At 44.9% G+C, this 17479-nt stretch carries 17 protein-coding genes; 8 read left to right on the top strand and 9 right to left on the bottom strand.

Features of this window, described 5'->3' with window-relative positions; translation table 11 throughout:
* Positions 1-225: 225 nt before the first annotated feature.
* Both rpmE and CTT30_RS00990 read left to right on the top strand, forming a co-directional pair.
* On the top strand, positions 226-444 hold the full coding sequence (gene rpmE / locus CTT30_RS00995; protein ID WP_006963341.1) for a 50S ribosomal protein L31: 219 nt from the start codon (positions 226-228) through the stop codon (positions 442-444).
* Between the two features lie 250 nt (positions 445-694).
* On the top strand, positions 695-1972 hold the full coding sequence (locus tag CTT30_RS00990; protein WP_252035800.1) for a malic enzyme-like NAD(P)-binding protein: 1278 nt from the start codon (positions 695-697) through the stop codon (positions 1970-1972).
* A gap of 86 nt (positions 1973-2058) precedes the next feature.
* Here the strand turns inward: CTT30_RS00990 and metJ are convergent, their stop codons facing one another.
* The gene (metJ, locus tag CTT30_RS00985) at positions 2059-2379 is read right to left on the bottom strand and encodes a met regulon transcriptional regulator MetJ (protein WP_006963343.1); all 321 of its coding nucleotides are present in this window, start codon (positions 2377-2379) and stop codon (positions 2059-2061) included.
* 221 nt (positions 2380-2600) lie between these two features.
* Between metJ and CTT30_RS00980 the strand changes: the two genes are divergently transcribed.
* The 3 genes from CTT30_RS00980 to metF all read left to right on the top strand — a co-directional run bounded on the left by CTT30_RS00980 (position 2601) and on the right by metF (position 7285).
* Positions 2601-3770, top strand: a complete 1170-nt coding sequence (locus tag CTT30_RS00980) for an O-succinylhomoserine (thiol)-lyase (protein ID WP_252035798.1) — start codon at positions 2601-2603, stop codon at positions 3768-3770.
* Positions 3767-6178, top strand: a complete 2412-nt coding sequence (gene metL / locus CTT30_RS00975; RefSeq protein WP_252035796.1) for a bifunctional aspartate kinase/homoserine dehydrogenase II — start codon at positions 3767-3769, stop codon at positions 6176-6178. The genes CTT30_RS00980 and metL overlap by 4 nt, the downstream gene beginning before the upstream one ends.
* 216 nt (positions 6179-6394) lie before the next feature.
* Entirely contained in the window at positions 6395-7285 is an 891-nt protein-coding gene (gene metF / locus CTT30_RS00970) for a methylenetetrahydrofolate reductase (RefSeq protein ID WP_239837970.1), read from the top strand.
* 77 nt (positions 7286-7362) lie between these two features.
* Here metF and zapB read toward each other — a convergent pair whose 3' ends face one another.
* On the bottom strand, positions 7363-7605 hold the full coding sequence (zapB, locus tag CTT30_RS00965; protein WP_006963347.1) for a cell division protein ZapB: 243 nt from the start codon (positions 7603-7605) through the stop codon (positions 7363-7365).
* A gap of 303 nt (positions 7606-7908) precedes the next feature.
* On the opposite strand from zapB, the gene glpX reads away from it, so the two are divergent.
* Positions 7909-8916 carry a class II fructose-bisphosphatase gene (gene glpX / locus CTT30_RS00960; protein ID WP_252035795.1) on the top strand — a complete coding sequence of 336 codons (1008 nt, stop codon included), beginning with the start codon at positions 7909-7911 and terminating at the stop codon, positions 8914-8916.
* A 94-nt stretch (positions 8917-9010) separates the two neighbouring features.
* On the opposite strand, the gene CTT30_RS00955 is transcribed toward glpX, so the two are convergent.
* The 7 genes from CTT30_RS00955 to CTT30_RS00925 all read right to left on the bottom strand — a co-directional run bounded on the left by CTT30_RS00955 (position 9011) and on the right by CTT30_RS00925 (position 15401).
* Positions 9011-10180, bottom strand: coding sequence for a nucleotide sugar dehydrogenase (locus CTT30_RS00955; protein ID WP_252035794.1), 1170 nt, complete (start codon positions 10178-10180; stop codon positions 9011-9013).
* 188 nt (positions 10181-10368) lie between these two features.
* Positions 10369-12015, bottom strand: a complete 1647-nt coding sequence (gene groL / locus CTT30_RS00950; protein ID WP_239876191.1) for a chaperonin GroEL — start codon at positions 12013-12015, stop codon at positions 10369-10371.
* A gap of 75 nt (positions 12016-12090) precedes the next feature.
* Positions 12091-12381 carry a co-chaperone GroES gene (locus tag CTT30_RS00945; protein ID WP_239837966.1) on the bottom strand — a complete coding sequence of 97 codons (291 nt, stop codon included), beginning with the start codon at positions 12379-12381 and terminating at the stop codon, positions 12091-12093.
* Between the two features lie 193 nt (positions 12382-12574).
* A complete protein-coding gene (locus tag CTT30_RS00940; RefSeq protein WP_252035792.1) occupies positions 12575-13738 on the bottom strand; it encodes an LPS O-antigen chain length determinant protein WzzB in 1164 nt (387 codons plus the stop codon).
* Positions 13739-13840: 102 nt separating this feature from the next.
* Positions 13841-14173 (bottom strand): DUF3135 domain-containing protein, encoded by a 333-nt coding sequence (locus CTT30_RS00935; protein WP_239837964.1) that lies wholly within the window; start codon positions 14171-14173, stop codon positions 13841-13843.
* A 105-nt stretch (positions 14174-14278) separates the two neighbouring features.
* Positions 14279-14902 carry a helix-turn-helix transcriptional regulator gene (locus tag CTT30_RS00930; protein ID WP_252035790.1) on the bottom strand — a complete coding sequence of 208 codons (624 nt, stop codon included), beginning with the start codon at positions 14900-14902 and terminating at the stop codon, positions 14279-14281.
* Between the two features lie 73 nt (positions 14903-14975).
* Complete coding sequence (locus CTT30_RS00925) at positions 14976-15401, bottom strand: GNAT family N-acetyltransferase (RefSeq protein ID WP_252035789.1); 426 nt, start codon at positions 15399-15401, stop codon at positions 14976-14978.
* Positions 15402-15460: 59 nt separating this feature from the next.
* Here CTT30_RS00925 and murB point away from each other — a divergent pair, with 59 nt between their 5' ends.
* Complete coding sequence (gene murB, locus CTT30_RS00920) at positions 15461-16507, top strand: UDP-N-acetylmuramate dehydrogenase (protein WP_252036587.1); 1047 nt, start codon at positions 15461-15463, stop codon at positions 16505-16507.
* On the top strand, positions 16504-17466 hold the full coding sequence (gene birA, locus CTT30_RS00915) for a bifunctional biotin--[acetyl-CoA-carboxylase] ligase/biotin operon repressor BirA (protein WP_252035787.1): 963 nt from the start codon (positions 16504-16506) through the stop codon (positions 17464-17466). Before murB ends, birA begins: the two co-directional genes overlap by 4 nt.
* Positions 17467-17479 lie beyond the last annotated feature (13 nt).

Genomic DNA, 17479 nt, shown 5'->3' with positions numbered 1-17479 from the left:
CGACATCATGAACTTCAGTTCTGCGATGATTCAACCTCATAGGCGAAAAAAGTAGCAACTTTATTGGTAAATCGGTTGATCCCAGAGAACGTATTCATTACTATATCGCGCCTTAGTGATATGGCTTGCTTTTGAGCAGCGGTATCCAAAGTGACATTTTATTAACTACGTGTGGTGTCCGGCTTAGAATCGGATAGCGACACGGCCTATTACAGAGGTTCTCCCATGAAAGCTGGTATCCACCCAGAATACAAAGCAGTTAAAGCAACTTGTTCTTGCGGTAACTCTTTCGAGTTCAACTCAACTCTAACTAAAGAGTCAATCCACCTAGACGTATGTGACAAATGTCACCCATTCTACACTGGTAAGCAGCGTATCGTTGATACTGGCGGCCGTGTAGATCGCTTCAACAAGCGTTTCGGTGCTCTTTCTTCTAAGAAATAATTTCTTTTTAGATGAAGAGAAAAGGACGCTACGGCGTCCTTTTTTGTTATCTGCTTTTGCCCCAACCCATTCAGAATAATCTCTTCCACTGTTTGATATTCGCTAGCCATATCTCTACCCATCTGGTCTTATCTCCAGTGATTTAGCACATTTTATTGCTTTAGCTCGCATTCTGACCTAGGCAGCTTGACTTAGTTACTCTAGAATGGATTTCCCCTATCCTAATTATTATTAACGAGTACCTACACCTATGTCCGATGACAATCGCCAAGAACTATCCCCTGAAGAACAATTCCGTCAGCAAGCGCTGGATTACCATGCTTACCCAACAGCAGGTAAAATTTCGGTGGAGCTGACAACACCAGCCGAAACGGCAGGTGATCTGGCGTTAGCGTACAGCCCAGGCGTGGCTGAGCCTGTACGTGAAATTGCACAGAATGCAGATAATGTCTACAAGTACACCTCTAAAGGTAACATGGTGGCGGTTATCTCTAACGGAACAGCAATTCTTGGTCTTGGTAACTTAGGTCCACTGGCATCAAAGCCAGTCATGGAAGGTAAAGCTCTTTTGTTCAAACGCTTTGCAGGTTTGGACTCTATCGACATTGAAGTCAAACACCGCACAATCGAAGAATTTGTCGATACGGTTGCCAACATTGCCGATACGTTTGGCGGTATCAACCTTGAAGACATTAAAGCCCCAGATTGTTTTGAAATTGAAAAGCAATTAATCGAGCGCTGTGATGTGCCGGTTTTTCACGATGACCAACACGGTACAGCGATCGTAACCGCAGCCGGGATGCTTAACGCAATTGAACTGCAAGGCAAAAAGCTAGAAGACGCGACGATTGTCTGTCTTGGCGCAGGCGCTGCTGCAGTAGCTTGTATGGAGCTACTGATCAAATGTGGTGCGATGCGCGAGAAAATCTACATGCTTGACCGCAAAGGCGTTATCCACACTCGCCGTGATGATCTCAACGAATACAAGCAGCTATTTGCGAATAACACTGACAAGCGTACGCTGGAAGATGTTATTGAAGGCGCAGACCTGTTCTTAGGCGTATCTGGCCCGAACTTGCTCGCTCCTGAAGCTCTCAAACTGATGGCTGACAAACCTGTTGTCTTTGCGTGTTCAAACCCAGATCCGGAAATCAAGCCAGAGCTGGCACATGAAGTCCGTGATGATTTAATCATGGGTACAGGTCGCAGCGACTACCCGAACCAAGTAAACAACGTGTTGTGCTTCCCATTCATCTTCCGCGGTGCTCTCGATGTTCGTGCTAGCGAAATCAACGATGAAATGAAACTCGCTGCGGTGGACGCCATTCGTGAACTGGCGAAAGAAGAAGTTCCAGCGGAAGTACTGAAAGCCGCAGGTGTGGATAAGCTGGAATTTGGCCCTGACTACATTATTCCTAAGCCAATGGACTCCCGCCTATTACCGCGTGTTGCAAAAGCGGTTGCTCTAGCGGCAGTGGAATCAGGTGTAGCTCGTATTGAGATGCCAGAGAATTACATGGAAGCGTAAGCGTTTCTCTCTGAAACAAAAAACCGCTGAATATTCAGCGGTTTTTTTGTATTTAGCGAAATAAAAATAAGGTGTGCAGCTGGTGATTACTCTTCATCATACGCTTCGAATTCAATCCCCATCTCAGTCATGAGTTTTTTCACTTCCGCGGGAATATCATCTGGGCGATCTTTACGTAAATCTTCATCAGTAGGTAGTGGCTGGCCTGTATAAGCATGCAAAAACGCTTCACAAAGCAGTTCACTGTTGGTCGCATGGCGCAGGTTATTAATCTGACGACGGGTTCGCTCATCAGTTAAAACCTTCAATACTTTCAATGGAATAGAAACCGTAATCTTCTTTACTTGTTCACTTTTCTTTCCATGTTCAGCATACGGACTAATGTATTCGCCGTTCCAATCTGCCATTGCGCACCTTTATGATTCATTATGTATAAAATTAGAAAGCGTAATTTTAGCGGGATTTATGGCCACAAGCAAAGACATATAGACGTCTAGAAGTGTTGACGTCTTTAAAAATGAGAAGTAAAGTGAAGAGACATACGATTGGAATAACATATATCTAACATCCGGCAAACAGGTATAGTGTAATCTCCAGCCAAGTCACTACAGTTCGAAAGGAAACACTTATGAGCGCCCGTAAACCAGCCACAATCGCGGTACGTACTGGTATCGAGTCAGACACTCAGCATCACGCCGTTGTGCCACCTATTTACCTCTCGACTAACTACGGTTTTCCCGCCTTTGGCGAAGTGCCAAAATATGACTACACTCGCTCGGGTAACCCAAACCGTGGCTTGTTAGAAAAAGCTCTGTATGAGCTGGAGTCTGGTAAAGGTGCGGTAGTAACCAACTGTGGAACCTCTGCATTGAACTTATGGGTCTCTGCATTTCTTGGCCCAGATGATCTGATCGTCGCACCACACGATTGCTACGGCGGTACGTACCGTTTGTTTAATACCCGCGCTCAAAAAGGTGATTTCAAGGTCCAGTTTGTCGATCAGTCCGATCAAAAAGCCTTGGACGAGGCTATTGCAAAAAAACCTAAACTGATTCTGTTAGAAACACCGTCTAACCCTTTGGTCCGCGTAGTCGACATTGCCGCGGTATGTGAAAAAGCCCGTCAGGTTGGTGCACTGGTCGGCGTCGACAATACCTTTTTGACACCTGTGTTCCAAAAGCCTCTCGAACTCGGCGCTGACTTCGTCATTCACTCGACAACCAAGTACATTAATGGTCATTCTGATGTCATCGGTGGCGTGGTGATCACTAAAACTGAGCAGCATGCTGAAGATCTTGCTTGGTGGGGCAACTGTATCGGCGCAACAGGCACACCATTCGATAGCTACATGACATTACGCGGTATTCGCACCTTGGGCGCACGCATGAAAGTACATGAAGAAAGCTCAGCGCACATTCTCAATTACCTACAGTCTCAGTCTCTGGTAGGTAATATCTATCACCCTAGCTTGCCGGATCACCCTGGTCATGAGATTGCGAAAAAGCAGCAGTCTGGATTTGGCTCCATGCTTAGCTTTGAGTTTGCAGGCAGCTTTGAGCAGCTCAAACACTTTGTTGGTCAGCTAGAACTCTTCTCACTCGCTGAATCACTTGGCGGCGTAGAAAGCCTGATTTGCCACCCAGCGTCGATGACACACCGAGCAATGGGAGAAGCGGCACTAGCTGAAGCTGGTGTGTCCCAACAATTACTACGCCTTTCAGTTGGTCTAGAAGACGCTGACGACCTGATTGCAGACCTTGAGCAGGCATTTCATAAAACCAAGGAGGCGTTGTCATGAGTCAGCAACGTCAATTGCATAAATTTGGCGGCAGTAGCCTTGCGGATCCAGAATGTTACCGCCGCGTCGTCAACATACTCAAAGAGTATTCAGACAAAGAAGATTTGATTGTTGTCTCTGCTGCGGGTAAAACCACCAACCGTTTGATCGAATTTCTCGACGCATTAAGCAAAGATGGCCGCCTCGCGCATGAGGCATTGCAAACGTTGCGTCAGTTTCAAACCCAGCTGGTTGAGGAACTACTCCAAGGAGAGACTCAACAACAGTTGATCGCAACACTCAACGATGAATTCAGTACACTGGGTGAGCTAACAGCTCCGTTAACTAGCGCCGAGCGCGCAGCCGTATTAGGTCACGGAGAAGTGTGGTCTTCACGACTACTGGCAGCATTACTGAATCAAAATGACCTACAGGCTGTCGCTCAGGACGCAAGAGCCTTCCTACGTGCCGAAGCAGGCACACAACCTGAAGTTGACCGAGGCACCTCCTATCCGCTGATCAAGGAAGTGCTCGCTCAACACGCCCATCACCGCGTTGTGATCACAGGTTTTATGGCACAGGATGAGCAAAGCCATACCGTTCTGCTTGGTCGTAATGGTTCAGATTACTCCGCCACTGTCATTGGTGCACTAGCCGAAGTAAAACGCGTGACCATCTGGAGTGATGTTGCCGGTGTCTACAGCGCAGACCCTCGTTTAGTTTCGGATGCTTGCCTGTTGCCATTACTTCGCCTTGACGAAGCCAGTGAATTAGCCCGGCTTGCAGCGCCCGTTTTACACAGTCGTACTTTACAGCCTGTTGCACAAAGTGCGATGGATTTGCACCTACGTTGTAGCTATGACCCCGAAGCTGGATCAACTCGAATCGAACGTGTTCTTGCATCAGGCCGCGGTGCTAAAATTATCTCCTCGTTAAAAGAAGTACTGCTTATTCAACTCAACTTTGCCTCTGGGCATGACTTCAAACGCCTTGAACAGGAAACCTTGGCAAGTTTGAAACGAGCACAGCTAGAACCCTTAACCTACGAGGTTCAGGAAGATCAGCAAACCCTACGCCTCGCCTACACTGCCGAGATTGCAGGTGGTGCGCTCGAATATCTGCAAGATGCGGCGATAGAAGCAGAAATTAAGCTCAAAGAAGGCTACTCCCTGATTGCGGCTGTCGGCGCAGGCGTGACGAAAAATGCGAGCCATTGCTATGGTTTTTATCAGAAGCTCAAAGCTGCACCTATCGAGTTCATATCAGAATCCCAATCTGGTTTGAGCTTAGTCGCTGTACTGCGCAGTACGGATACTTCTGTTCTGGTTAAGTCAATCCATAGCCAGTTATTTCAAGCTCAAAAACGTGTCGGCATTGCTCTATGTGGTAAAGGCAACATTGGATCGAGCTGGCTCGAACTGTTCGCCGAACAAAAAGCTGAACTGGAAAAGCGTCGCGGCATGAACTTTGAACTGGTTGCCGTTGTTGGCAGCCAAAATTATTGGTTCAATCCTGAAGGGATTGATGCCAGTACCGTCAGCGATCACTATGAAGAAGAGGCCGTTGAATACCAAGGTAATGAGTGGGTAAGAAAGCTCGGCGCCATCCAAGGTTACGATGACGTAGTCGTACTTGATGTGACGGCAAGCCCACAGCTGGCAGAACGTTACCTAGAGATTGCAGAACAAGGCATGCACCTTATCTCGGCGAATAAGGTCGCCGGCTCTGCGTCCAGCAGTTATTATCATCAAGTGCAAGATGCCTTTGCCAAGATAAACCGCTACTGGCTGTACAATGCAACAGTCGGGGCAGGTTTACCCATTAATCATACCGTCAAAGATCTACGTGAGAGTGGTGATGATATTCATGCCCTATCCGGAATTTTTTCCGGCACGTTATCTTGGTTATTCCAACAATATGATGGCAGTGTCCCTTTTGCTGAGCTGGTGGATCTCGCTTGGCAGCAGGGGTTAACTGAACCCGATCCGCGTAGCGATCTCGACGGTTCCGATGTTATGCGAAAATTGGTTATCCTTGCTCGTGAGGCAGGACTCGACCTCGAGCCTGAAGCCGTCAAAGTCGAAAGCCTAGTTCCCTCTGAACTCGCAGAGTTATCTCTCGATGACTTCCTCGATAATAGCCAACTATTAAGTGAGCTATTAGCTGAACGTTTAGAAAAAGCTCAGCGTGAAGATAAAGTACTTCGTTATGTTGCTAGGTTGGAAAAGAACGGTTCTGCAACCGTGGGAGTTGAGGCACTTAGCAAAGAACATGTATTAGCTAACTTGCTGCCATGTGACAACATCTTTGCCATCGAAAGTAAATGGTACAAGGATAACCCTCTAGTCATTCGCGGCCCGGGCGCTGGTCGAGAAGTAACCGCAGGTGCGATTCAGTCCGATCTCAACTTACTTTCCAGCTTCTTATAATCGACTTTAGCGCAGCCCTCAGCTGCGCTTTTTCTTTCCCGCACAACTATTCACCTTTCAAGTTGAAAGCGTCTAATATTTAACTTGAGAAAAATTCATAATCGTATTGTTGACTTTAAATCGTATTCAATACATCCTGTGGACATATAGACGTCTAAACGTCGATTTGAGGAATTTGAGTTTTCGTGGTCTTGGTTACCACATGGAGAGAGTAAGATGGGATACACACACGCAGGCCATATTGATGCCTTAAATCAAAATATCGCCGAGCTTTCTGACAACATCAATGTGTCATTTGAGTTTTTTCCACCAAGCAGTGAAAAAATGGAAGAAACATTGTGGAACTCTGTCCATCGCCTCAAAACACTAAAACCTAAGTTCGTTTCTGTTACATACGGAGCCAACTCGGGTGAACGTGACCGCACTCACTCCATCATTAAAGAAATCAAGGCAGAAACCGGCCTAATCGCCGCTCCTCACCTAACGTGTATTGACGCGTCACGCGAAGAGTTAGTTCGCATTGCGGATGATTACTGGGCAAATGGTATTGAGAGCATTGTCGCCCTTCGTGGTGACATCCCACCGGGTGGCGGTAAGCCAGAAATGTACGCCTCCGATCTGGTAGAACTGCTGAAAGAGCGTCATGACTTTGATATTTCCGTCGCTGCTTTCCCAGAAGTGCATCCTGAAGCAAAAAGTGCTCAAGCCGATTTGCTCAACTTAAAACGCAAAGTGGACGCGGGAGCAAACCGTGCTATCACTCAGTTTTTCTTTGACGTCGAAAGCTACCTACGTTTTCGTGATCGCTGTGTTGCAGCGGGTATCGACGTTGAAATCGTACCAGGTATTTTGCCGGTTTCTAACTTTAAGCAAGCGTCACGCTTTGCCGCACAAAACAATGTCAAAGTACCAAGCTGGATGGCAAAACAGTTTGAAGGTCTGGATGATGATCCAACCACGCGTCAATTGGTTGGTGCAAGCCAAGCAATCGATATGATTCGAGTGCTGAGCCGTGAAGGTGTGAAAGACTTCCACTTCTACACACTAAACCGTGCAGAGATGACCTATGCACTTTGCCATACACTAGGTGTACGTCCTCAAGTGTAACCTGTCTGGTAACTCCTCTTCCTCTCAAACGTAAAAGGGTTGGCCACAAGCCAACCCTTTTCTCATTAAGACAGGACTTATTCGACTTCGTCCATCTTACCGAGCAGATTACGGATACGCTCCTGCCATGCAGAGTGCTCTTGCTGCATTTGCTGTGCTTTCTGTTCAATCTCTTCACGGCTAGAGCGAAGCTCATTAGCTTCTACAGCTAGCTTTTCTTTTTCTTCTTTCAGCTCTTCCACTTCCATTTGTAGAAGTGCAATGGTGTCAACTGCAGTTTGGATTTTCGCTTCTAGTTTTTCTAGTACTTCAAAAGACATCTTAGCCTACCTTGTATTGTCCGGTTATTGTGAAGAGCTTTCTCCACCTAATACTCTCATTCTACTTAGGCAGAGAGTGATAAACACGCCCTATATTCTATATTTCGTATCATTCGGTCAAAAAAACAGCATACATTGACAATGTACTGACGGAGAAGTGTTGCGGGTAATTTTTTTGGCGATTTGCACCTCATTTTGATCGAGTTCAATCTCACTAGCCTAAAATAGCAAACGTTTACTTACGAATGTGCTAAAATCCTGCGCGTTTAATTCATTCCCCTATTCTCTAGATTTGGAGTCCTCATGAAACGCGATTTAGCAATGGCATTTTCCCGAGTAACTGAAGGCGCCGCACTGGCTGGTTATAAATGGCTAGGACGAGGTGACAAAAATGCGGCCGATGGTGCTGCCGTTGAAGTAATGCGAATCTTACTTAACAAAACAGAGATCAGTGGCGAAATCGTAATTGGTGAAGGCGAGATTGACGACGCCCCCATGCTATATATTGGAGAAAATGTTGGCCTAGGCGGTGATGACATCGATATCGCAGTTGACCCTATTGAGGGGACACGCATGACAGCTATGGGTCAATCAAATGCCCTAGCAGTCCTCGCTGCAGGTGAAAAAGGCAGTTTCCTTAAAGCACCAGACATGTATATGGAAAAGTTGGTTGTTGGGCCTGGTGCGAAGGGCTGCATCGATCTCAACAAACCACTGAGAGATAATCTAGAGAATATCGCCCAAGCACTAAATAAAACCCTAGATACTTTGGTCGTTATTACACTGGCTAAACCCCGCCATGATCAGGTGATTGCGGAGATGCAGGCAATGGGAGTACGTGTCTTTGCTGTACCCGATGGTGACGTAGCGGCTTCTATTTTAACCTGCATGCCAGACAGCGAAGTCGATGTAATGTACTGCATTGGCGGCGCACCTGAAGGGGTGGTGTCTGCTGCAGTCATCCGTGCTCTGGATGGTGACATGCACGGCCGTTTACTGCCTCGTCATGAAGTTAAAGGCGATACAGAAGAAAACCGAATTTATGGCACGGCAGAGCTAGCACGCTGTAAAGAAATGGGTGTAGAAGCCAATGTCGTACTCACCATGCAAGACATGGCGAAGAGTGATAATGTGGTCTTCTCAGCAACTGGTATTACTAAAGGTGATCTGCTGGATGGCATTACTCGCCAAGGTAACATTGCTACCACAGAAACACTGCTTATCCGAGGTCACTGCCGTACCATTCGCCGCATTAAATCCACCCATTATCTTGAGCGCAAAGATGCTGAAGTAAGAGAGATTATTCTCTAACCTCTAGCAGAGTTATTTGATAGTAAATAAACCTCTGCTTATAAATCAGATATGAAAACGGAGCCTAAAGGCTCCGTTTGAATCACTACTGTGACTAAGAGTCGGAGCCAAACAGATCTCTTGTATAAACTTTATCAACAACGTCAAGAAGCTCATCCGCCATCCTATTTGAGACGATGACATCCGCTGTAGACTTAAACTCCTCTAGGCTTTGATAGACCTTTGAATTAAAGAACTCCGGTTCCTTCAAAACAGGCTCATAGACAATCACTGAAATACCTTTAGCTTTAAGTCTTTTCATAATCCCCTGAACAGAAGAAGCTCTAAAGTTATCTGATTCCGACTTCATAATTAGTCGATAAATGCCCACTGTGTGAGGATTACGCTTTAAGATTGATTCAGCGATATAGTCTTTACGTGTACGATTAGCCTCAACTATAGCTCCGATTATGTTATTAGGGACATCTTCGTAGTTAGCTAGAAGTTGTTTCGTATCTTTGGGCAAACAATAACCACCATACCCAAATGAAGGGTTATTATAGTGATTACCAATTCTAGGATCTAAGCCAACGCCTTGTATTATTTGACGAGCGTCTAACCCATGCGCTTCTGCGTAAGAATCCAACTCGTTAAAGTAAGCTACGCGCATTGCTAGGTAAGTATTAGAGAATAGCTTAACAGCTTCAGCTTCTGTCGAGTTGGTTAGTAGCACTTCAATATCTTGTTTTTTGGCTCCTTCAATAAGTAAACTTGCAAACTCACGAGCACGATCACTCTGTTCGCCGACAATAATTCTCGAAGGATATAGGTTATCGTGAAGCGCTTTACCTTCTCGTAGGAACTCTGGTGAAAAGATGAGATTATTACATTGCAGATCTTGTTTAACTCTCTCTGTATACCCAACGGGTACCGTAGACTTGATAACCATAACTGCTTGAGGGTTTATTTCCATCACATCTTTAATAACAGATTCTACTGATGAAGTGTTAAAGTAATTGGTTTCTGGATCATAGTCTGTTGGTGTAGCTATAATTACAAATTTGGCACCGACATAGGCGTACTCCCTATCTGTCGTTGCTTCAAAATCTAATGATTTATTTATCAAAAATTCTTCTATTTCGGTATCAGCAATCGGGGATATTTTGTTGTTCAACAGTTCCACCTTTTGCTCAATCACATCTAAAGCAACCACTTGATGATTTTGAGATAACAACATCGCATTTGATAGACCAACATAACCTGTACCAACAACCGCAACTTTCACAACGCACTCCATTATAAATCGATGGAAAAATCAGTCCTCTTTCCATTTGCATTAGAAAACTCAGACATAATAACACCACATACAGGTGGAGTTACTGTTAACACCGATGTCTAAGCTATTTTGTGGCAAAACAAAACGGAGACCAAAGTCTCCGTTTATACTTATTAAGCTAAGTAGCTCACGGGTAATTACATCATCCCCCCCATACCACCCATACCGCCCATGCCACCCATATCAGGCATCGCAGGTGCATCTTTCTGAGGTAGATCCGTAACCATCGCTTCTGTTGTGATCATTAGGCCAGCCACTGATGCCGCAAACTGAAGTGCAGAACGAGTGACTTTTGTTGGGTCTAGGATACCCATCTCAAGCATGTCACCGTACTCACCAGTTGCCGCATTGTAACCGTAAGAACCTTCACCACCTTTCACGTTGTTGGCAACCACTGATTCTTCATCGCCTGCGTTCATAGTGATTTGACGGATTGGTGCTTCCATTGCACGTAGAGCAACACGGATACCAACGTTTTGCTCTTCGTTATCACCTTGAAGTTCAGTGATCTTAGAAGCTGCGCGGATTAATGCTACACCACCACCAGCTACTACACCTTCTTCAACTGCAGCGCGAGTCGCGTGTAGAGCGTCTTCTACGCGATCTTTCTTCTCTTTCATTTCAACTTCAGTCGCAGCGCCAACTTTGATGACTGCAACACCACCAGCTAGCTTAGCAACACGCTCTTGCAGCTTCTCTTTGTCGTAGTCTGAAGTCGCTTCTTCGATTTGCTGACGGATTTGAGCAACACGGCCAGAGATCATTGCTTCTTCACCTACACCATCGATGATAGTAGTGTTTTCTTTAGTGATCGCAACACGTTTCGCTTGGCCTAGGTCTTCAAGAACCACTTTTTCTAGCTCTAGACCCACTTCTTCAGAAATGACCGTACCACCTGTTAGGATAGCGATGTCTTGAAGCATTGCTTTACGACGATCACCGAAGCCTGGCGCTTTAACTGCCGCCACTTTCACGATACCACGCATGTTGTTCACAACTAGCGTTGCTAGTGCTTCACCTTCTACATCTTCAGCGATAATAAGTAGAGGGCGAGACGCTTTTGCTACAGCTTCTAGAGTCGGAAGAAGCTCACGGATGTTTGAAACTTTCTTGTCGATCAGAAGAATGAATGGGTTTTCTAGATCAACAGAACCTGCCTCTTGGTTATTGATGAAGTAAGGTGATAGGTAACCGCGATCGAACTGCATACCTTCCACTACGTCTAGCTCGTCTTGCAGAGCCTGACCTTCTTCAACTGTGATAACGCCATCACGACCCACTTTTTCCATCGCTTCAGCAATGATGTTACCAACGCTTGCATCGGAGTTAGCAGAAATAGTACCTACCTGAGCAATCGCTTTAGTATCTGCACATGGAACCGATAGCGCTTTTAGCTCTTCAACTGCAGCAACTACGGCTTTGTCTATACCGCGCTTAAGATCCATTGGGTTCATTCCAGCAGCAACCGCTTTTAGACCTTCGTTAACAATAGCCTGAGCAAGCACTGTTGCCGTTGTTGTACCATCACCTGCAGCGTCATTTGCTTGCGAAGCGACTTCTTTAACCATCTGCGCGCCCATATTTTGGAACTTGTCTTCAAGCTCGATTTCACGCGCAACAGATACACCATCTTTAGTAATAGTTGGTGCACCGAAAGATTTGTCTAGAACTACGTTACGGCCCTTAGGACCTAGTGTTACTTTTACTGCGTCCGCTAGAACATTGACGCCTTCTAGCATTTTAATACGTGCGTCATTACCAAATTTAACGTCTTTAGCAGCCATCTTTAGTTTCCTTTTCTAAATTCTTCGTTTTGATTTGTCTTTGAACCTGAGCAAAAAATTACTCAATGATTGCTATTACTCAACGATAGCCATAATGTCATTTTCAGACATCACTAGCACTTCTTTACCGTCGATTTTTTCCGTTTTAGTACCGTAACCTTCAGCGAAGATAACAGTGTCGCCAACTTTAACGTCCAGTGGCATCACAGAGCCATTTTCTAGAATGCGGCCTTTACCCACAGCCAGAACTACACCGCGAGTTGATTTCTCTGCAGCAGAACCAGTTAGAACGATACCACCAGCAGACTTAGATTCAACTTCTTGGCGTTCTACGATAACTCGGTCGTGTAATGGACGAATGTTCATCGGTCGTCTCTCCTGATTAGTTTCCATATTTACATGATGAATGGCCATAACAGCCTAATGATGTCTATATGAGGACGGATAAGAGAAACCCAAGGGGGAAGGAGGAATTTTTGTGTGATTTAGGTCTTAGATGCTATTGAGAATGAAAAAGCCGGATGACTAGGAGGTCATCCAGCTAGAAGTCGGTCTCTATTTAATCTAGCTCTCGGCGGAAGGCGAAGCGTATCAGCACGATAGCCACACCCAACATACCACCAAGTAAGGTACCTAGGATTACTATAAGAGTACGTTTAGGTTTATCACGCGTAATCGGCTGCTCAACATCCTCTAAGAAACGGAAGGTTTGAAACTGGATTGAGCGGTTAACTTTGAGGTTATCCAACATTTCCAGTTTTGCATTAACTTGTTGAAGACGAGGTTCGATAACGCTTAAGTTTTTTATTGAACTTAGTACATCTAATTTAGCGGCTAGAGCTTTTGACCCCATATTAATATCGAAAATCTCTCTACTATCATGAGATTGAATCGGGGATGTGATACCTGCCGCTTGCGCTATACTCAATGCATAGCGAGACTTATCCGCCTCAACGAGTAAGCTGTTCTTCGCTTGCACTTCTAGGATTCTTTTTTGTTGTACCAACTCATTTTTTTTCGCTGATACTATTGCCTTTAAATTACTCAATGCATCTTGATGTACTTTAGCTTTAATCGCTTTAATATAATTCACTAACAGTAGATAGCTGCTTTCACTTGTCGTTGACTGGAAACTGATATTATAAGGCGTCCGCTTATTTTTAGAGTTTTCTTCTTTAGCAACAATCTTATCAAACCATTCGGAATAGAGAGTTCTCCTCGCTTTAATTAATGCCTCACCACTTAGTTCAGCATTAATTTTTTCTTTAAACTGCTGAAACTCTTCACTTGAGTCCAAAAAGCGGCGCTTATTATCACTCGAGTTGAAAGCACTAACAAACCTGCCAAATAGCACCTCAGGATCAGTTAACTCATCAAGCTCTTCACTCACCAAAACCGTTCCATCGTCTTGATAAATGTCAAAAACAGGCTGAAACTGCTTCACTTGTTGCCTGTATGCAGATATGTCTTGCGCTTGCGCCCAACCTACTTTTGCTTTTGAAGACCACCACTCTTGAGAATTCAATGCAACAGCCACCGCTGCTATCGCAAATAAAACTGTTGTAGCAATAATGATCAGCTTCCCACCCCAAAGAGCCTTGAATAATTCTCTTAGGTCAATCTCATCATTGCTTTGAAACGAAGAGGGTATTTGAGGTGAGTATTGCTGTTCTTGAGGTGATTGTTGAATTTGCCCGCTCACACTTAATCCTTTTAAGGCCATAAAGCCCTAACAACTATTTCAGAAATTCTATTTAGCGCGGAAGTGTAACATAGAGGCCACACTGTGAACATAGACAACTAGTTTGACTTAAGCCACAAGGTGTTAGCGCCACTCATCTAAAACGATAAGATCAATATCCTTATACTCCTTATCTAGAACATCGCCTTCAAGAGCCTCATGGAACTTACCCATTTGACTGACTAACTCTCGCATCAGCACGACATTGGTGTGATTCGGGTTCTTACAGTGCCCAACAACCCTATCTATATGACTTTGCTGGGCCCACAACCTCCCTTGCATTTCCTCAGAGGCAGAATTGATCATCTCCTTACACATATTCTTTTTAAAGCGATTAAACTCTTCTGGGTTATTTTGTGCTAGAGCCATGAGCTCATCAAAAGATGGTAAAGTTTGATTGATTAGTGCCGCACTCATGATTCCTCCCATATAGTGATAGTTTTATCACCACCATAAAAAGAGTTTAGATTAACGACAGAAAAAGGGAAATGTACAGTTCCACATTCTCATAAGTGAGAACATCTATTGCTCAATAGGGGTAATGTCATAGCAACAACGACGTTGTCCTTGGATGATGTGCTCCGTCCGAGTAATCACACACAAGTCTCCAAGAAGCTTCTGGAACACATTCAGTTCAGACTGACACAAAGAAGGACAATGCACCGCCGCATTACAAATAGGACAGTGGTTTTCGATCAATAGATAGCGATTATTACACTCTTCAAGCTCCGCCATATAGCCTTCTTGCTGTCTCAATTCCACCAGTTTAATCAAACGCTGTTCCAGTCCAGACAATTCGCTAAGTTGCATTTGATAGCTGAGAAAGGTGCTCCGCTCGCGTTCCTCTGCAACTTTTTTGAGCCCATCCTCACCAAATAGATGCTCCACCGCATCAATCACTTGGATAGTCAGCTCTCCATGACGATCCGCAAACTGCTTATGGCCCAAGGCCGTCAGTAACCAATGGCGTGTAGGACGCCCAATCTTTGCCTTGCGATCTTCATATGATAGCAACCCATTCTTCTCAAGCTTTTGTAGGTGCTGCCTGACTCCCATAGTGGTCATACCAAGTTCTTGTGCAAGCTCCTTAACCGTAACAGCGCCACGAGTTTTGATGACTTGTAAAATTTTCTCCGTGCTTTTCATATCACTTCCTTTCATCACAATAATCATTATTGCGCACGGGCTTAATAACGCAACTCATTGATATACTGATACATCACTGCAGCAAGAATTGCATTGGAACTAATTTCTTATTTCGGTTGTAACGATGAAACCGCTCTTTTAGTTGACCGGGCAAGCCTGAAGGTTCTATTGTTGCAAACCCATGCTGAGCGTAGAAATTTTCTAGGTGTTCGTAAGCAAAACAGTAGTCCCTACCAGCAAGGATATTAGCAGAGCAATATTGCATCAATTGATGACCTAAACCGAGTTGACGTTTATCAGGCACAACCAACATACCCGTAAGTAATCTGATATTTTCTATCGTTTTCAAGCGCACAACCGACACAATTTGATCATCGAGATACCCTACTAATGTCAGCTCATCCTTTTTAGCCTTACCGGATGGGTAAAACTGCTTATACAAACGCGTGACTAAAGGCAATTTTAGCGGATCAATCTGTTCTATCTGCATGGCGTTCATTATCACCCAACCTTTATTTGAGGTAGAATGTGCGCAGTTTAGATTACTCAATAAATCCGATGCAAATATTAGCTAACGCAGATCTTAGTCGCTTCCATACTTTCTCCATTTCTCAAACCTGCTCTTACCTAGTTGAAGTGACAAACGTTGAAGAGATTCAACAAGCCTATCAAAAACGAGAATGGTTGGATCTTCCAAAGCTCATTTTGGGTAAAGGCAGCAATGTTTTATTTACTCAACCCTATCAAGGCGTTGTAGTCGTGAATAATTTACTCGGTAAGTCAATCACTGAAAGCGACACTCATTGGCACCTGCACATTGCAGGCGGTGAAGATTGGCCTAGCTTAGTCAAATGGAGCGTTGAGCAAGGTTATTATGGATTGGAAAACCTCGCCCTTATTCCTGGTTGTGCTGGCAGCGCCCCAATTCAAAATATTGGCGCTTACGGCGTTGAACTGAAAGATGTTTGCGAATACGTCGACATACTTTGTTTGGAAACCTTCCATACAAAGCGATTGAGTACTGAAGAATGTCGATTTGGCTACCGAGACTCCATTTTTAAACATGAGCTGTTTCAGAAAGTCATGGTTGTCGCGATTGGCTTAAAGCTCCCCAAGCAGTGGTCAGCGAATATCGAATATGGCCCACTTCAATCTCTGCAAAGCGCCCCCCTCAACGCACAGCAAGTGTTTGAACGAGTTTGCCAAATCCGAACGGAAAAACTGCCTGACCCTACCAAGCTAGGCAATGCAGGGAGCTTCTTTAAGAACCCAGTGGTATCAAACCAGCAGTTCGAAAATTTGAGTAAACAATTCCCCAATATTGCCGCGTATCCAACACAAGGTGGCGTAAAAGTAGCCGCTGGCTGGCTAATAGATCAATGCCAATTGAAAGGCCATCAAATCGGCGGGGCTCAAGTTCACCCTAAGCAAGCCTTGGTGTTGGTGAATAAAGACAACGCAACAGCAAAGGACGTTGTCAAATTAGCTGCTACAGTGCGACAAACTGTGTTTGAAAAGTACCAGATAACCCTAGAACACGAGGTAAGATTTATCGGCTCTCAGGCAGAAACCAATCTTGAGGAGATATTGGAGAATCAGCAATGAAAGAACATTCCGTAAAGCTCTCTATCTTGAAGACTTTATCTCAAGGAGGCTTTCACTCGGGAGAGGAGCTTGGAGAGAAGTTTGGCGTCTCTCGAGCAGCGATAAGTAAACACATCAAAGGTATCCAAGCTTGGGGCGTCGATGTATTTCGCGTGCAGGGAAAAGGCTACCAACTCGCTAAACCTATCCAGCTACTCGATCAGGAAATACTCCAAAATAGCCTAGCTAACCACGTAGATCTAATCCCCATTATCGACTCAACCAACCAATATCTACTCGATAGAATCGATAGCTTAGAATCAGGGTCAGTTTGCCTTGCAGAGTATCAAGCCAAAGGCAGAGGTCGCCGAGGACGAGAATGGGTATCTCCTTTTGGCTCAAACCTATACCTATCGATGTTTTGGCGTTTAGATGCTGGTATGGCAGCCGCGATGGGGTTAAGCCTTGTAGTTGGCGTAGCAATTGTCGAAGCTCTCGAAGAAATGGGACTGACAGGTGTTAAGTTAAAATGGCCGAATGACCTCTATTATCAAGATAAGAAGCTCGCAGGCATTCTGGTCGAAATGTCAGGTCAGGCTGGTGCAGCGGCCAACCTTGTAATAGGTATGGGGCTCAACTTGATGATGTCAGACTCGACGGAAGGTATTAACCAACCTTGGTCTAGTCTCTCTGAGGTGGCAAACAATCAGGATATTGATAGAAACCAGCTCGCGATTTCCATGATAACTACACTGCATAAAGCGTTGACTGATTATGAACTATATGGAATGGTCGGGTTTGTGGAAAGATGGAACCGACTGGATAACTTCATCAACCGTCCAGTTAAACTGCTCATGGGACCGAGAGAGATCACTGGGCTCGCTAGAGGTATTAACGAACAAGGCGCGGTACTTTTAGAAACGAAAAATGGTTTAGAAACCTATATTGGTGGTGAGATCAGTCTTCGCTCAAATAAGTAAGTCACAAGCTTTA

This window comes from Vibrio coralliilyticus (genome assembly GCF_024449095.1).
Taxonomy (GTDB): domain Bacteria; phylum Pseudomonadota; class Gammaproteobacteria; order Enterobacterales; family Vibrionaceae; genus Vibrio; species Vibrio coralliilyticus_A.
Note: the sequence above shows the minus strand (reverse complement) of the source record. Positions and strands in the feature narration are given on the sequence as shown.

Excerpts from the sequence above, each read along its gene's own strand:
- rpmE (WP_006963341.1), top strand. The coding sequence starts at position 226 with ATGAAAGCTGGTATCCACCCAGAATACAAAGCAGTTAAAGCAACTTGT.
- CTT30_RS00990 (WP_252035800.1), top strand. The coding sequence starts at position 695 with ATGTCCGATGACAATCGCCAAGAACTATCCCCTGAAGAACAATTCCGT.
- metJ (WP_006963343.1), bottom strand. The coding sequence starts at position 2,379 with ATGGCAGATTGGAACGGCGAATACATTAGTCCGTATGCTGAACATGGA.
- CTT30_RS00980 (WP_252035798.1), top strand. The coding sequence starts at position 2,601 with ATGAGCGCCCGTAAACCAGCCACAATCGCGGTACGTACTGGTATCGAG.
- metL (WP_252035796.1), top strand. The coding sequence starts at position 3,767 with ATGAGTCAGCAACGTCAATTGCATAAATTTGGCGGCAGTAGCCTTGCG.
- metF (WP_239837970.1), top strand. The coding sequence starts at position 6,395 with ATGGGATACACACACGCAGGCCATATTGATGCCTTAAATCAAAATATC.
- zapB (WP_006963347.1), bottom strand. The coding sequence starts at position 7,605 with ATGTCTTTTGAAGTACTAGAAAAACTAGAAGCGAAAATCCAAACTGCA.
- glpX (WP_252035795.1), top strand. The coding sequence starts at position 7,909 with ATGAAACGCGATTTAGCAATGGCATTTTCCCGAGTAACTGAAGGCGCC.
- groL (WP_239876191.1), bottom strand. The coding sequence starts at position 12,015 with ATGGCTGCTAAAGACGTTAAATTTGGTAATGACGCACGTATTAAAATG.
- CTT30_RS00945 (WP_239837966.1), bottom strand. The coding sequence starts at position 12,381 with ATGAACATTCGTCCATTACACGACCGAGTTATCGTAGAACGCCAAGAA.
- CTT30_RS00940 (WP_252035792.1), bottom strand. The coding sequence starts at position 13,738 with ATGGCCTTAAAAGGATTAAGTGTGAGCGGGCAAATTCAACAATCACCT.
- CTT30_RS00935 (WP_239837964.1), bottom strand. The coding sequence starts at position 14,173 with ATGAGTGCGGCACTAATCAATCAAACTTTACCATCTTTTGATGAGCTC.
- CTT30_RS00930 (WP_252035790.1), bottom strand. The coding sequence starts at position 14,902 with ATGAAAAGCACGGAGAAAATTTTACAAGTCATCAAAACTCGTGGCGCT.
- CTT30_RS00925 (WP_252035789.1), bottom strand. The coding sequence starts at position 15,401 with ATGAACGCCATGCAGATAGAACAGATTGATCCGCTAAAATTGCCTTTA.
- murB (WP_252036587.1), top strand. The coding sequence starts at position 15,461 with ATGCAAATATTAGCTAACGCAGATCTTAGTCGCTTCCATACTTTCTCC.
- birA (WP_252035787.1), top strand. The coding sequence starts at position 16,504 with ATGAAAGAACATTCCGTAAAGCTCTCTATCTTGAAGACTTTATCTCAA.